Below are 13723 nucleotides of genomic sequence, written 5' to 3'. Positions count from 1 at the left end.
GATGCTGGGACAACTGTACGACCGCGCGCTGACCGGCGAACGATGCTGGCTGCGCCACGACGACGGCGGGGTGCATCGCCTTCCCGTGCACAGCTGGCTGGGCGGCCATGGTGCCGACACCGTGTTCGACGCTGCCGTGGTCGCACTGTGTGACGGCCCGACCATCGACTTGGGTTGCGGTCCAGGGCGGTTGGTGGCCCATCTGGTTCAGCGTGGGATTCCGGCGCTCGGGGTCGACCAGTCGGCGACGGCGATACGGCTGGCGCGACGTAGTGGCGCTCCTGCTCTGTTGCGTGACGTGTTCGAACCCTTGCCGGGCACCGGCCGCTGGCAGACGGTGCTGCTGGCCGACGGCAATGTCGGCCTTGCCGGGGATCCAAGCCGCATTCTTCGGCGCGCCGGCGAGCTGTTGCGAGCGGGCGGGCATTGCGTGGCCGAATTCGATCCGGACACGGTCGGGGTGCGCACCAGGTGGGTGCGCCTGGAGTCCTCGCGCAGCATCGGGCCCTGGTTCAAGTGGGCCTCGGTGGGTGTCGACTGCGCTGCCGCTCTGGCACAAGAAGTTGGCCTGGCGTTGGTGGGGATTCACCAGATCGGCCAGCGTGTCGTCGCTACACTCGCGCTGACGTGACTCCGCAGATGAGTGCTCCGAACAAGGCCACGTTGCGTGGTACAGCAGTGACGGCCCGGGTCGGGCTCGCCCTCGGTATCGCCGTGGCCGTCTGCTTCGTCACGGGTTTGATCAGTCACTTCATCCAGCACCCGCAGCCCTGGTTCTTCTGGCCGACCCGCCCGGTCTGGCTCTACCAGCTGACCCAGGGCCTGCACGTGATCACCGGTATCGCCGCGATTCCGCTGTTGGTGGTCAAGTTGTGGTCGGTCTACCCCAAACTCTTCGAACGCCCCATCATCGGCGGGTTGACTCGTCAGATCGAGCGAGGTTCGATCCTGGTTCTGGTGGGCGCCATGATCTTTCAGCTGTCCACCGGCATCATGAACATCGCGCAGTGGTATGCGTTCAAGTTCTTCTTCACCACCAGTCACTACGCGATGTCCTATGTGGCCGCCGGTGCGGTGATGGTGCACATCGGGGTGAAATTGCCGGTGATCCGCCGAGCGCTGGGTGAACCGCTGGACGCGCTGCCGAACGGTGAGCTGCCGCGCACGGGTCCCAGCCGGCGCACGGTGCTGGGTGCCACCTGGCTCGCGGTCGGCGCTGCCACGATTCTCACCGCCGGGCAGACGGTCCCCTGGCTGCGGCGCGTCTCCCTGTTGGCTCCTCGCTCGGGGCAAGGGCCACAGGGTGTTCCCGTGAACCGGTCGGCGTTTGCCGCGGGGGTGCTTGGCAGCGCGCGCTCACCGGATTACCGGCTCACCGTGGTGAACGGGTCCACCACCAAGGCGTTCACCGTGGAGGAACTGGCCGCGTTCCCGCAAACCACACACCGGCTGCCCATCGCCTGCGTCGAGGGCTGGAGCGCCACCGCCGACTGGACCGGCGTGGTGCTGGCGGACCTGATCAGAACCGTTGGTGCGCCGTCGGATTCTGATGTGCGGATGATCTCGCTGGAGCCTCCTGGGCCCTATTCCCGCACCGTGCTGCCGGCCCGGCACGCCCGCGACTCGCAGACCCTGATCGCTCTGAAACTCAACGGTCAGACCCTCGACCTCGACCACGGTTATCCGTGCCGGCTGATCGCCCCGACGAGGCCCGGTGTGCTGCAGACGAAGTGGCTGACCAGGATCGAGGTGGTGCCGTGACCGCGACGAGAGTGATCCTCGTGCTGGCCGGAGTGGCGCTCGGTGTCTACGGTGTGGTGCTGGTGGTGGACAACTCCACCGAGGTGATCATCCGCATCGTGGTGTGGGCGCTGATCGGTGTGCTGCTACACGATGCCGTGTTCGCACCGCTGTGTGTGGCGCTCGGATTCGCCGGGCGGCGATTGCTCCCGCACAAGTGGTGGACGCCGGTATTGGTCGCCGGGTTGCTGACGGTAGTCCTTGTGCTGCTGGCGATTCCGGTCTACAACAAGCCGGGAATGCATCTGGACAACCCCACCGTGCTGGACCGCGACTACCAAGCGGGTTTCTGGATCGCGCTGGCCGTCGTCTGGGGTGCTGCACTGCTCTACCTGGTTGGCGACCGGGTGCTACCAATTCGTCAGGATGACGTGGTTGAGCAACAGGGCACCGATCACGTTGAGGCTCAACCACCATCGCTGAGCCCGGACGGGAAGCAAGGCGCCGGCGGCGGTCAGCCAGACCTCGAACGGTAGCCAGATCCGCTCCGTCTCAGCCTTGGACAACATCGACAGATCGGCGAACAGGATCGCCGTCAGCGCGGCCAGCACGAGCACGTGCAGTCCGGAGCGCCGCCTGATCGCGGCGATGTCGAAAACCCGGCCGATCCCGGCGACACTTCCCAACCCGATCGCGCACACCACTGACGCGAAGTTCGCCCAGCTCCAGTACTGGAATGGCCGGTTCAGCGCGATGCCCTGCCAATAGCGCTGCTGGACAAGGATATAGCCGTCGAACCACCAGAACCCGGCGACCGCGAACACGCCAGCGACCGCGCACGCACCCAGCACCGCGGGAACCAACGTGCGAACCGCGTCGCGCCAGTTCGCCGCACAGACCAGCACGGCCACCGCCGGAATGGCCATCAATGCCAGTCCGTAGTTCAGGAAGATCGCCCAGCCCAGCACCAGGCCGGCGGCGATGGCGGCCAGGACCGGCCAGCGAACGGCTCGGCGGACCGCCAAGGCCAGCAATGCGATACCCCACGCCGCCACACCCGTGAAGTAGCCGTCGGCGGACACCGCGATCCAGATCGCGGTCGGCGCCACCGCGACGAACGGCGCCGCCAGCCGGGCGGTCTGCTCGCTGCCCAGGGCGCGAACGGCGACGAGCACCGCCGCCGCGGCAGATGAGCCGAACAGCAGGCACCACAGACCTGCCCACGCGCCGCCGCCCAGTCCGATCCGGTCGAGCCAGACAAACGTCAGCAGCGCGCCGGGCGGATGGCCGGAGACGTGGGTGATCCACGAATTCGGTTGGAAATCCAGGATTCGGCTGGAGAAGGTGCGGACGGCCTCGGGGATGTCGGTGATCGTCGGTACCTGGCGTAGATACTCGTGGCGGGCGGTGAGCCGGCCGGCGAAGCCGCGCTGCCAGCCGTCGATCATCGCCAGTGCGAACGCCCACGAGAACGACGTCGCCCACACCGTCAGCGTCAGCGTCCGCCAGGACAGCCGTGTCGCGACAGCGGATCCCCACACCACGGCCGCCGCGCCGATCAGGATCGCCGGCAGCGTGCCCCAACCGACATGGGCATTCCACCAGCCGAAGATCGGCGCGGCGTCGGCGAAGCTCTTGATCTGTTCCGGGGTGCTGTTGATCAGCGGAGTGACGATGCCCAGGTGCAGGTGCGGAACCACGAAGGCCGCGGCCACCAGCAGCACGCCGACGGTGACCGCGATGGCCTCCTTGCGACCGATGCTCACAAGTCTCCAGCGTACGGGCGCCTGGGTGTGGCATTCTCCCTCTGTGTCCGACGGGGCGGCCACACCTTCGGGGGTGGTGACTTTTCTGTTCACCGATGTCGAGGGTTCGACTCGTCGGTGGGAGTCCGATGCTGACGCCATGCGGGCCGCGCTGGGCGCGCACGACGATGTCCTGCGCCACGCCATCGCCGCGCGCGAGGGATACCTGTTCAAGCACACCGGCGACGGGGTATGCGCGGCGTTCAGTTCGCCGAGGTCGGCGGTGCTGGCGGCCGTCGAAGCCCAGCACGCGCTCGGGCTCCCGGTCCGGATGGGTATTGCCACCGGCGAAGCCGAGCTGCGCGGAGGTGACTATTTCGGAACGGTTCTCAATCGGGTAGCCCGAGTGATGGCCGCCGGCCACGGCGGACAGATCCTGGTAGCCGACTCGACGGTGCGATTGGTTACCGGTTTCGACTTCACGAATCTCGGGCCGCAGCGGCTGCGGGACGTCCCCGAGCCGATAAGTCTGTTTCAGGTCCGTGAAACCGGTCTGCGTTCGGAGTTTCCACCACTGCGGACACAGAGCCGGCGCCTCGGCAACATCCGGCCGCCGGTCTCGACCTTCGTCGGGCGTGAGACCGACCTGTCGAACGTCGTCACAGAGATCGGCCCACGCCGGTTGGTGACGCTGACCGGCGTGGGCGGGGTGGGGAAGACGCGCCTGGCGGTGGAGGTCGCTCGCCACCTCAGCGATGAGTTCCCGGACGGGATATGGCTTTTGGAGCTGGCCGCGGTATCCGACCCGGCGGCGGTCCCTGCCGCGGCGGCAGCGGTATTTGGTGTCACCCAACAATCGGGGTCAAGTGTGGCCGACAGTGTGGCCGAGTCGTTGGCGGGCAAAGAGCTGCTGATCATCGTCGACAACTGCGAGCATCTCCGGGATGCGGCAGCGGAGTTGATCGACACGATCATGAGCCACGCCCCGACGGTGCGGATCCTGGCGACCAGCCGCGAAGGCCTCGGAGCCGCCGACGAGCATCTGTGGGCGGTGCCCTCGCTCGACGTCGATGCTGGAATCGATTCCGCGGCGGTCGATCTCTTTGTCGACCGCGCCCGCACTGTGGTCGCCGGGTTCCAGTTCGCCGATGCCGACGAAGCGCTCACTGCGGTGGAGATATGTCAGCGCCTCGACGGAATCCCGTTGGCGATCGAGTTGGCAGCGTCCCGGATGGCGTCGATGACTGTCGCCGAGGTGCGTGATCGCCTCGACAAACGGTTCCGACTGCTGGTCGGATCGCGCCGCGGACTGGAACGCCATCAGACCTTGCGGCACACCGTGGCGTGGTCATTCGACCTCCTCGAGCCCGCGGAAAAGGATCTACTGCAACGCTGCTCGGTGTTCTCCGGCGGCTTCGACCTCGCTGGTGCGCACTTCGTCGCGGCCGACGGTCCCGCTGACGAATTCGAGGTCCTGGATCTGCTCGATGCGCTCGTGCGTAAGTCGTTGGTTGTCGCACAACGGGTTTCAGGACGCACGAGGTACTCGATGCTCGAGACGATTCGGCAGTTCGCCGAGGACCGGCTTGTCGACAGCGGTCTGGCCGGGGAGGTCCGCTCGGCTCACGCTGCCTACTTCGCGAGCAAAGCGATCGAGCTCAACTCGATCTGGAACAGTCCGCGCCAGCGTGACGCCTACGATTGGTTCAGTACCGAATTGTCCAATCTGCGAACCGCGTTCCGATGGGCGAGCGATGAGTCGCAGCTCGACCTCGCCATCACCATCGCTGCGCTTGTCGCATTCATGGGCCTCGCGATCGAGAATCTGGAACCGCTGGGCTGGGCTGAGGAACTCATTCCCGCCGCGCGTGAAGCCGGCCACCCCCGCCTGGCGTCACTGCTGGCCATGGCTGCGCAGTGCTGGATGCTCGGGCGCCGCAGTGATGCGGTGCAGTTCGCAACCGCCGCACTGAGCGAACTACACGCCAACCCGGTCGCCGAGATGCCGTTTGGAATCGAGGGCCTGCTGGCGTCGGCGTTCCTGGCCGGCGGCGAGCCTCGCCGGGCTGTCGATTACTGCCGGAGCCGGCTCGAATCCAACCCGGATGCCACGGCAATCAACAGGGTCACGCTGGCGGTCGCACTGGCCGCGGGCGGTGATCCCGACGCCGGGGTGGCGCTTGCGACCGAGGCGCTGGATACGGTTGAAGTCGCTCAGAATCCGTATCTGGAGTCCTATGCACTGCTGGCGCTGGGTACCGCCCTGGCGATCACGGAACCGGCGAGTGCGCTGGTCGCGCTTCGTCGCGGCATCGAGATCGCGCACCGCAGCGGGAACCGGGGTCTCGAAACCCATCTGACAGCCGGCCTTTCGCGGATAACCGTCAGTCAGGGCGAACCGCTGGAGGCGCTGGAGTTGCTGGCAGGCGTCATCCGGAATTACCTCGACGCGGGGAACTTCGGAAACCTCTGCAACTCATTGGCGGTCCTTGCCGGCTTTCTCCACCGATGGGGGCATTCGACCGCGGCCGGACTGATCGCGGGCTTTTCGCTCAACCCCTTTGTCAGCATGACGATGCCCGAGACCGTCACGACCGTAGCCGATTTACGTGCCAGCCTCGGCGACGAGACCGTTGACGCCTTGATGGCCGAGGGAGCGGCGATGACGCGACAAGCGATGGTTGATTTCGTCGCGCGGGAGATCGACGCCCTACGGGCTGAGCTCACGGCTCAGATGCCCCAGGACGACCATTGATCGACGTCCACCGCGATCACCGGGCCGTCGAGCGGAACATACTGATACTGAGGATATTTCGCACGCAGCAGCTCATGGCCACGCTCGTACACCGGACCGTTGTGGTGAATCGTCGCGACGCCATCGGCCCGCACCCACCACAGCTGCGACCAGTCGTCGTCGTAGTGGTCGACCAGGATGCTGACCCGCGGGTTGGCCTCGATGTTGGCCAGCCGCCGCAGTCGGTGGGTGGTTTTCGGCTTACCGTCCACCGCGGTGTAAACGCACGCCTCGGCCACGGCGAACACGATCGGCACCAGATGCGGCGGACCGTCCGGTGTGACAGTGGCCAGCCTGGCCACGGCGGCGGTCGCGAAGCGGTCGGCCGCGGTGCTCACGCCTGGGTGGCGGGCTGCTCGATATCCACGCCGGCCGTGGTGGCGATGAAGTCGTCGATCAGGTCGACCACCTCGGCGGGCCGCTCCACCTGTGGAAAGTGTCCGACTCCGGGCAGTATTTCGAGCCGGACGTCGGGCCGGACTTCGTGGACGGCGTACGCGTGCTTGACGGGAATGATGGCGTCCTCGTCGCCCCAGATGACCATGGTCGGCATGTGTGCGACGTGCAGCCGGTTCAGGGCGCTGACTGCCTGCCCGCGATAGTCCACCACCGAGCGCAGCGTGCGGAGGAACGCCTGCCGGGTCTCGGCATCGGAGAACGAACTGTAGGCATTCCAGATCTCCGCGCCGCGCGGCGACTGGATGCCCAGCTTGCCGAACAACGACCGCACCCGTTCGCCGGCGCTCAACACCGGTGGGGGCGCGATGATCGGCATGATCAGTTCGGCGCCGGGTGCCGACAGCAGTCGTAGCGTCCAGCCGACGTCCTGCCCCAATCCGCCGCTGTTCATCAGGATCAGTCGGCGGCAGTAATCGGGATGCTGGTACACGAACTGCATGGCCACCCCGCCGCCCAGGGACTGCCCGACGACGGTCGCGTGTGCCACCCCGAGCTCGTCGAGTAGGTCGCGCAGGAACACCGCGAACGCGCCCAGCGAATAGTCGCTGCGCGGCTTGGCCGAACGGCCGTGGCCGGGTAGGTCAGGGGCGATCACCCGGTACTTGCGTGACAGCGGTCGCCACATCGAGCGCCAGGTCTGGGAGCTGCCGGCCATGCCGTGCAGCAGCAGGATCACCTCGCCCTGGCCCTCGTCCAGGTACGCAACCCGTTCGCCGTGCAGGTCGAGATACTTCAGCTCGTCCATGACATTCCTGTCCCCTCTATATGGCGGTGCAAACCATTGTTCACCAGCCGTAGCCGCCGGGTAGGTCACCGCCGTTGGCGAATCGCTCGCGCAGCGCGCGGCGGTCCAGCTTGCCGATGCCGCGACGCGGCAGCTCATCGACAATGTGCAGCTCACGGGGTGCCGCTGTCGGGTCCAACGACTGCTCGAGGTGCTCTCTGATGTGGTCGAGCGTGGGCTCGGGCGCGCCGGTGACAAGCACCACAGCGGCCACCACCCGCTCACCGAGCCGGTCGTCTTCGATGCCGAACACCGCACAGTCGGCTATTGCCGGATGCCGCGACAGCACCGCTTCGACCGGCGCGGGCATGACCGTGAGCCCGCCGGTGCTGATCGCTTCGTCGACCCGCCCGAGAACCCGCAGGGTGCCCGCCTCATCGAGGATGCCGAGGTCGTCGGTACGGAACCAGCCGGGTTCGGCGAACGGATCACCGCTGGGCCCGGCGAATTGGCCTGAGCCTGGCCGGTTGCGGTAGCCCAGCGCCAGTGTCGGCCCGCCGATGACGATGCGCCCCTCGCCGGGCTCGGTGCCGTCGTCGAGCCGGATCGTCACCCCGTCCAGCGGCACACCGTCATAGACGCAGCCACCAGCCGTCTCACTCGAGCCGTACGTGCGCACCACCGCGATACCGGCGGCCGCCGCCCCCTCCAGAACGGGTCGGGGAGCCGGGCCGCCGCCGAGCAGTACCGCGTCGAGTTCGCCCAGCGCCGCGGTGGCCGCTGGATCGAGCAACGCCTTGGCGAGCTGGGTGGCGACGAGCGAGGTATAGCGTCGGCCCGACCCGAGTTGTGCGACAGCCGTTGGCAATTCGGCGGGGTCGAACCCCGCGGAGACATCGAGCTCGACCGGCATGGTTCCGGCCTGCAGGCTGCGCACCAGCACCTGGATGCCGGCGATGTGGTGGGCTGGCAGCGCCAGCAGCCACGTGCCGGGTCCACCGAGACGGTCGTGGGTGGCCGACGCGCTGGCGATCAGCGCCGCGGGCGTGAGCATCGCGCCCTTGGGCGTCCCGGTCGTTCCCGACGTCGACACCACCAGTGCGACGTCGTCGTCGATCTCCTCGCCGACCCGCAAAGACGTTGTCAGCAACTCGCTTTCACGCAAGTCACCGGCGGGGATCGGAACCAGAGGCGCGTCACGTCCGTCGAGCACGCCGGCCAGGGCGGCCATCAGTGAGTGCGCCGACGGGCCGGGCGGGATGGCGAGCGCTCGCAGAGTGGTTATTCGACGTCCTCACTGTCTCTGGGATCGTCAAGCGGCCAGCCGAATGCGGCGAGCTTGTCGTGAACCCGGTCGATGTCCTCGGGAGTGGGCAACGCATCGGTGATCTCGGTGATCAGGACGCCGATGTCGATGTGGTCGAAGTCCCCGCGGTCGAGCAGTGCGTGGGCGACGGCGATGACTTCCTCCTCGCTCAAACGCCTGCGGAGCAGGGCGAACAGCGGCACCTGGTCGGGATGCGGAACCCCGTCCGGATAACCCGCTTTGATCCAGGCCACGATCTTGGTGATGAAGTTGGTCACCGCGGCATCTCCCTGGCGGAGGGCGTGTGGACGCCCAATGGAATACACAGATGGTAGTCGGCAGAAACATGCCGTGCCTCTGTTGTACCCCCGATCCGGCGGGGCAGGGGAACCGCCGACGGCCACAAGGTTAACGACAGATGAACACCTGCGGGACAGTCGCAAATACGCAGTTCGGGGACCTTTGGCAGCTGGTCAAAGGACCCGTTCAACCACCACAATCTGACTTATGAGCGCGGAGATGATCATCCTGGTGCTGTTGATCGCCACAGCACTGGCTTTCGACTTCACCAACGGGTTCCACGACACCGGCAACGCCATGGCCACCTCGATCGCCACGGGTGCGCTCAAGCCCAAGACGGCGGTGCTGCTGGCCGGTGTCCTGAACCTGGTCGGCGCGTTCCTCTCCGTCGAGGTCGCCGTGACGGTGACGACGTCGGTCCTGAAGGTGCAGGACGGTAAGACCGGTCATCTGCTGCCGGGTATCGACGCGTCGATGGGCTTGACCATCATCTTCGCCGGCTTGATCGGCGGCATCCTGTGGAACCTGCTGACCTGGCTGTTCGGCATCCCGTCCAGCTCGTCGCACGCGCTGTTCGGTGGCCTGATCGGCGCCGGGCTGGCCGCGCTCGGCAGCAATGGGGTCAACTGGAGCGGCGTCACGCAGAAGGTGCTGATCCCCGCGATCGCCGCACCGGTCATCGCCGGCCTCGTCGCCGCCTGCGGCACCTGGCTGGTCTACCGGATCACCCGCAGGGTGCTCGCGCGGCGCCGCGAAGAAGGGTTCCGCTGGGGACAGATCGCCACCGCCTCACTCGTCGCGCTCTCGCACGGCACCAACGACGCCCAGAAGACCATGGGTGTCATCGCCCTGGCTCTGATCACCACCGGGCATCTGACCGGCGACGTGAAGAAGGACGGCCTGCCGTTCTGGATCATCTTCAGCTGCGCGCTGGCGATCGGCCTCGGCACCTACATCGGCGGCTGGCGCGTCATCCGCACCCTCGGCAAGGGACTGGTGGAGATCGAGTCGCCTCAGGGGTTGGCCGCCGAAGCCTCTTCGGCCGCAATCATTCTCAGCTCCAGCGCCGCCGGTATGGCGCTGTCCACCACCCACGTCGCCACCGGATCGATCCTCGGCAGCGGCGTGGGCAAGCCGGGCGCCGAGGTGCGCTGGGCGGTTGCCGGCCGGATGGCGGTGGCCTGGCTGGTCACGTTGCCGGCCGCGGCTCTGGTCGGGGCGCTGGCCTACTGGCTGTCCTACGTCGTCAAGGACGTCAGCGGTTCGCAGCTGATGGGTGACGGCCTGATCTTCCTCATCCTGGTCGGCCTGTCCTTCTACATGTGGTGGCGCGCCCAGCAGCAGAAGGTCGACCACAGCAACGTCAACGCCGATTGGGATACGTCGACGAACTCGGTGGTGCCTGCCGAGGTCCGGGCGGCCACGAAGGAAGCCAAGTCCTCCGAGCCCACCGCCACGGTCTGATCAGCGCGATAAGCAAAGGACACGTTGATGACGTACTTCGAATCCATCTTCAAGGTGCTGGTGGTCGGACTCATTCTCGGCGCCGGCCTGCCGGCGATCTTCGCGACCGGCATGCTGGCGTACTCGTTCGGTGCCGGCGGCGAGGAGGCCGACCATGAGATCCACAAGGCCAATCCGGCGCTGAAGTACCTCGGGATCGTGCTGTTCCTCTTCGTCGGCTTCGTCATCCTGACCGCCGTCGCGTGGATCACCAGGTCGACGATCATCCATCACTTCGGGATCGACCTCTTCCCGATGCTGAAGAAGTGAGTGTGCGATGACCGTCGAACAACAGCAGCCCACCTTCCTCGCCAACGTCCTGGACTGGCTACACCGGGGTTACCCGGAAGGCGTTCCGCGCAAAGACTATTACCCGCTGCTGGCCCTGCTGAAGAGGTCGCTGTCGGAAGACGAGGTCGTGCAGGCCGCCCAGTCCATTCTGCGCGACGGCGATTTCGACACCCCGGTGACCGAGGATCAGATCCGCGACGCGATCCGTGACGTCATCGAGAAGGAACCTGTCGCTGACGAGATGAACCAGGTTGCGGGCCGGCTGGCCTCGGTGGGCTGGCCGCTCGAAAAGCACTAGCCGCGAGTGTCGCGGCGCAGCGGGTGGTCGTCGGGGACCTGCACGAAGATCAGCGTCATCCCGTCGGGATCGTCGACGTGCATCTCGTGCAGCCCCCACGGTTCGGCGCGGGCTTCCCTGGTGATTTCGACGCCGCGGTCCTGTAAGTGCTTTTGGGTGGCGTAGAGATCGCGCACCTGTAGCCATAGTGACACCGGAAACGGGGTGCCGGGACGTTCGGGTGCGCCGTGGCCGGCGACTTCGATCAGCGACTGCCCGGCGTAGAACACGACGCCCCCGCTGTATTCGCGGGCGACGGCCAGACCGAGCGCATCGCGGTAGAACGACACCGAGCGTGCGTAATCCGCTGGGCGGAGCAGCATCCGGCTCGCGAGGATCTCCATGCCGTCGTGTCTACCTCAGTTCGGCTGCAGGCGCTGACGCTTCATCACCCGGCTGATGACACCGGGGGCCACGATGTCGAGTGCGCGAGCCGTGACGGCGATGCGGGGGGCGATGCGCACCGGGCGATGCCGGGCGGCGTCGATCATCCACTGCGCGGCCTCTTCGGGGGTCAGCGCGGCCAGGCCGTCGTAGGCCTTGGTGGGCGCGATCATCGGTGTGGCGACCAGCGGGTAGTACAGCGTCGTCGAATGCACGCCATGCCCCGACCATTCGGTCTCGATGACCCGGCTGACCGCACTGAAGGCGGACTTCGACGCGTTGTACACCCCGAACAGCGGGGAGGCCTCGCTGAACACGCCCCACGTCGCGACGTTGATGATGTGGCCGTCGCCGCGCTCGATCATGCCTGGTGCCAGCCCGCGGATGAGCCGCAGCGGCGAGAAGTAGTTCAGCGTCATCGTGCGCTCGACGTCGTGCCAGCGGTCCAGCGATTCGGCCAGCGGCCTGCGGATCGACCGGCCGGCGTTGTTCACCAGGATGTCGACCGCACCGACCTGCTCGGCGAGCGCGTCGACGGCGTCCAGATCGGACAGATCGCACGCGATCGCGGTCGCGCTTCCGCCCGCGGCGGTGATCCGATCGACGACCTCGCCGAGCAGGTCGGCGCGCCGCGCGACCACGACGACTTCGCAACCCTGAGCGGCGAACAGCTCGGCGCCGGCTGCACCGATGCCCGACGAGGCACCGGTCACCAGTACTCGCTTGCCGCGTAGGTCGATGTTGATGCCGGTCGGCATGCTCAGCGGTGGCCGCATCCCGGTCAGGGCGATGGCGTCGGTCAATCTGCGGCGCAGGGGATTCACAACTGGACTCCTCAGAGTTGCGATTTCGGCGCGCTTTCAGCCGCTGAGCGACGGTTTTCGCGCCGTAATCGCTAGAAATAGCGGGGGAACGGGCTCCAGTCCGGGTCGCGCTTCTCCAGGAACGCATCGCGGCCCTCGACGGCTTCGTCGGTCATGTAGGCCAACCGGGTGGCCTCCCCGGCGAACAGCTGCTGACCCACCAGACCGTCGTCGAGCAGGTTGAAGGCGAACTTCAGCATGCGTTGAGCCTGAGGCGATTTGCCGTTGATGGTCTTGGCCCACTGCACGCCAACGTTTTCCAGGTCGGCATGGTCGACCACCCGGTTGACCGCGCCCATCTGATGCATCTGCTCGGCGGTGTACGGCTCACCCAGGAAGAAGATCTCCCGGGCGAACTTCTGCCCGACCTGGCGGGCGAGATAGGCGCTGCCATACCCGCCGTCGAAGCTGCCCACGTCGGCGTCGGTCTGCTTGAACCGGGCGTGCTCGCGGCTGGCCAGCGTCAGGTCGCAGACCACGTGGAGGCTGTGTCCCCCGCCGGCGGCCCACCCGTTCACCAGGCAGATGACGACCTTGGGCATGAACCTGATGAGCCGCTGCACCTCCAGGATGTGCAGGCGGCCAGCCCGCGCCGGATCGACGGTCTCGGCTGTCTCTCCGGCCGCATACTGGTAGCCGCTGCGGCCCCGGATGCGCTGATCGCCGCCGGAGCAGAACGCCCAGCCGCCGTCCTTGGGGGAGGGGCCGTTGCCGGTCAGCAACACGACGCCGACATCGGGTGACATCCGGGCGTGGTCGAGGGCGCGGTACAGCTCGTCGACGGTGTGCGGACGGAACGCGTTGCGCACCTCGGGCCGGTCTAAGGCCACCCGCACCGTTCCGTCGGAGACGTGACGGTGGTAGGTGATGTCGCTCAGGTCCTCGAAGCCGTCGATGGTGCGCCACTGCGAGGGGTCGAACGGGTTGTCGGTCAAGGGTTTTGAACTCCATCTTCCAGGGGATCGAATCGGAACACCGCGCAGCGGCCGGCCAGCGCCTCGAACTCGTCGGGCCTGCCCTCGGTGACCAGGCCCGCGTTCTTCATGAAGCTCACACCGGGGAAGCCGCCGACCACGTAACGCCTGCCGTCGACGGTGAACGGGGTGATCGGCGTCGAGCGGGCCTTGCCGGATTTGCGGCCGGGAACGGTCAGTACCTCCGGCGACTCACCGCCGAATCGCGCGAGACCGAGCCGCATCGCCGCCATGAAGATCTTGTTCATCGGCTTGAGCCACCACGGCGGCCTGATGCGCTCGGAGTCGGCCATGTGCAAAACC

Annotated in this window: 15 protein-coding genes; 6 read left to right on the top strand and 9 right to left on the bottom strand. The window is 66.9% G+C overall.

What is annotated here, in order from left to right; genetic code table 11:
• Position 1 precedes the first annotated feature (1 nt).
• Positions 2 to 631, top strand: a complete 630-nt coding sequence (locus HPC46_RS00250) for a methyltransferase domain-containing protein (RefSeq protein ID WP_179466213.1) — start codon at positions 2 to 4, stop codon at positions 629 to 631.
• 8 nt (positions 632 to 639) lie between these two features.
• The gene (locus HPC46_RS00245) at positions 640 to 1761 is read left to right on the top strand and encodes a molybdopterin-dependent oxidoreductase (RefSeq protein ID WP_179466512.1); all 1122 of its coding nucleotides are present in this window, start codon (positions 640 to 642) and stop codon (positions 1759 to 1761) included.
• Positions 1762 to 2150: 389 nt separating this feature from the next.
• Here HPC46_RS00245 and HPC46_RS00240 read toward each other — a convergent pair whose 3' ends face one another.
• Positions 2151 to 3506 carry a hypothetical protein gene (locus HPC46_RS00240; protein WP_179466212.1) on the bottom strand — a complete coding sequence of 452 codons (1356 nt, stop codon included), beginning with the start codon at positions 3504 to 3506 and terminating at the stop codon, positions 2151 to 2153.
• Positions 3507 to 3582: 76 nt separating this feature from the next.
• On the opposite strand from HPC46_RS00240, the gene HPC46_RS00235 reads away from it, so the two are divergent.
• Positions 3583 to 6240 (top strand): ATP-binding protein, encoded by a 2658-nt coding sequence (locus tag HPC46_RS00235; RefSeq protein ID WP_325096514.1) that lies wholly within the window; start codon positions 3583 to 3585, stop codon positions 6238 to 6240.
• On the opposite strand, the gene HPC46_RS00230 is transcribed toward HPC46_RS00235, so the two are convergent.
• From HPC46_RS00230 to HPC46_RS00215, 4 genes are read right to left on the bottom strand one after another with little or no spacing between them, the layout of a single operon-like run.
• Positions 6216 to 6617 (bottom strand): TIGR03668 family PPOX class F420-dependent oxidoreductase, encoded by a 402-nt coding sequence (locus tag HPC46_RS00230; protein WP_179466210.1) that lies wholly within the window; start codon positions 6615 to 6617, stop codon positions 6216 to 6218. The two genes, HPC46_RS00235 and HPC46_RS00230, sit on opposite strands and share 25 nt — an antisense overlap.
• Entirely contained in the window at positions 6614 to 7483 is an 870-nt protein-coding gene (locus tag HPC46_RS00225; RefSeq protein WP_179466209.1) for an alpha/beta fold hydrolase, read from the bottom strand. Before HPC46_RS00225 ends, HPC46_RS00230 begins: the two co-directional genes overlap by 4 nt.
• A gap of 40 nt (positions 7484 to 7523) precedes the next feature.
• Positions 7524 to 8693 (bottom strand): o-succinylbenzoate--CoA ligase, encoded by a 1170-nt coding sequence (gene menE, locus HPC46_RS00220; protein WP_218893515.1) that lies wholly within the window; start codon positions 8691 to 8693, stop codon positions 7524 to 7526.
• A gap of 50 nt (positions 8694 to 8743) precedes the next feature.
• Entirely contained in the window at positions 8744 to 9046 is a 303-nt protein-coding gene (locus tag HPC46_RS00215) for a DUF3349 domain-containing protein (RefSeq protein ID WP_179466208.1), read from the bottom strand.
• 229 nt (positions 9047 to 9275) lie between these two features.
• Between HPC46_RS00215 and HPC46_RS00210 the strand changes: the two genes are divergently transcribed.
• From HPC46_RS00210 to HPC46_RS00200, 3 genes are read left to right on the top strand one after another with little or no spacing between them, the layout of a single operon-like run.
• Complete coding sequence (locus tag HPC46_RS00210; protein WP_179466207.1) at positions 9276 to 10532, top strand: inorganic phosphate transporter; 1257 nt, start codon at positions 9276 to 9278, stop codon at positions 10530 to 10532.
• 27 nt (positions 10533 to 10559) lie between these two features.
• Entirely contained in the window at positions 10560 to 10841 is a 282-nt protein-coding gene (locus HPC46_RS00205) for a hypothetical protein (RefSeq protein WP_179466206.1), read from the top strand.
• 7 nt (positions 10842 to 10848) lie between these two features.
• A complete protein-coding gene (locus HPC46_RS00200) occupies positions 10849 to 11160 on the top strand; it encodes a DUF3349 domain-containing protein (protein WP_179466205.1) in 312 nt (103 codons plus the stop codon).
• On the opposite strand, the gene HPC46_RS00195 is transcribed toward HPC46_RS00200, so the two are convergent.
• The 4 genes from HPC46_RS00195 to HPC46_RS00180 all read right to left on the bottom strand — a co-directional run bounded on the left by HPC46_RS00195 (position 11157) and on the right by HPC46_RS00180 (position 13713).
• Positions 11157 to 11543, bottom strand: coding sequence for a VOC family protein (locus tag HPC46_RS00195; RefSeq protein ID WP_179466204.1), 387 nt, complete (start codon positions 11541 to 11543; stop codon positions 11157 to 11159). The two genes, HPC46_RS00200 and HPC46_RS00195, sit on opposite strands and share 4 nt — an antisense overlap.
• A gap of 15 nt (positions 11544 to 11558) precedes the next feature.
• Positions 11559 to 12407 carry an SDR family oxidoreductase gene (locus HPC46_RS00190; protein WP_179466203.1) on the bottom strand — a complete coding sequence of 283 codons (849 nt, stop codon included), beginning with the start codon at positions 12405 to 12407 and terminating at the stop codon, positions 11559 to 11561.
• A gap of 71 nt (positions 12408 to 12478) precedes the next feature.
• Complete coding sequence (locus HPC46_RS00185; RefSeq protein ID WP_179466202.1) at positions 12479 to 13381, bottom strand: 1,4-dihydroxy-2-naphthoyl-CoA synthase; 903 nt, start codon at positions 13379 to 13381, stop codon at positions 12479 to 12481.
• On the bottom strand, positions 13378 to 13713 hold the full coding sequence (locus HPC46_RS00180; RefSeq protein ID WP_179466201.1) for a hypothetical protein: 336 nt from the start codon (positions 13711 to 13713) through the stop codon (positions 13378 to 13380). The genes HPC46_RS00185 and HPC46_RS00180 overlap by 4 nt, the downstream gene beginning before the upstream one ends.
• Positions 13714 to 13723: the final 10 nt, after the last annotated feature.

The organism is Mycolicibacterium vinylchloridicum (assembly GCF_013404075.1).
Lineage (GTDB): Bacteria > Actinomycetota > Actinomycetes > Mycobacteriales > Mycobacteriaceae > Mycobacterium > Mycobacterium vinylchloridicum.
Note: the sequence above shows the minus strand (reverse complement) of the source record. Positions and strands in the feature narration are given on the sequence as shown.

Excerpts from the sequence above, each read along its gene's own strand:
- HPC46_RS00210 (WP_179466207.1), top strand. The coding sequence starts at position 9,276 with ATGAGCGCGGAGATGATCATCCTGGTGCTGTTGATCGCCACAGCACTG.
- HPC46_RS00250 (WP_179466213.1), top strand. The coding sequence starts at position 2 with ATGCTGGGACAACTGTACGACCGCGCGCTGACCGGCGAACGATGCTGG.
- HPC46_RS00180 (WP_179466201.1), bottom strand. The coding sequence starts at position 13,713 with ATGGCCGACTCCGAGCGCATCAGGCCGCCGTGGTGGCTCAAGCCGATG.
- menE (WP_218893515.1), bottom strand. The coding sequence starts at position 8,693 with ATGGCCGCCCTGGCCGGCGTGCTCGACGGACGTGACGCGCCTCTGGTT.
- HPC46_RS00205 (WP_179466206.1), top strand. The coding sequence starts at position 10,560 with ATGACGTACTTCGAATCCATCTTCAAGGTGCTGGTGGTCGGACTCATT.
- HPC46_RS00225 (WP_179466209.1), bottom strand. The coding sequence starts at position 7,483 with ATGGACGAGCTGAAGTATCTCGACCTGCACGGCGAACGGGTTGCGTAC.
- HPC46_RS00245 (WP_179466512.1), top strand. The coding sequence starts at position 640 with ATGAGTGCTCCGAACAAGGCCACGTTGCGTGGTACAGCAGTGACGGCC.
- HPC46_RS00195 (WP_179466204.1), bottom strand. The coding sequence starts at position 11,543 with ATGGAGATCCTCGCGAGCCGGATGCTGCTCCGCCCAGCGGATTACGCA.
- HPC46_RS00200 (WP_179466205.1), top strand. The coding sequence starts at position 10,849 with ATGACCGTCGAACAACAGCAGCCCACCTTCCTCGCCAACGTCCTGGAC.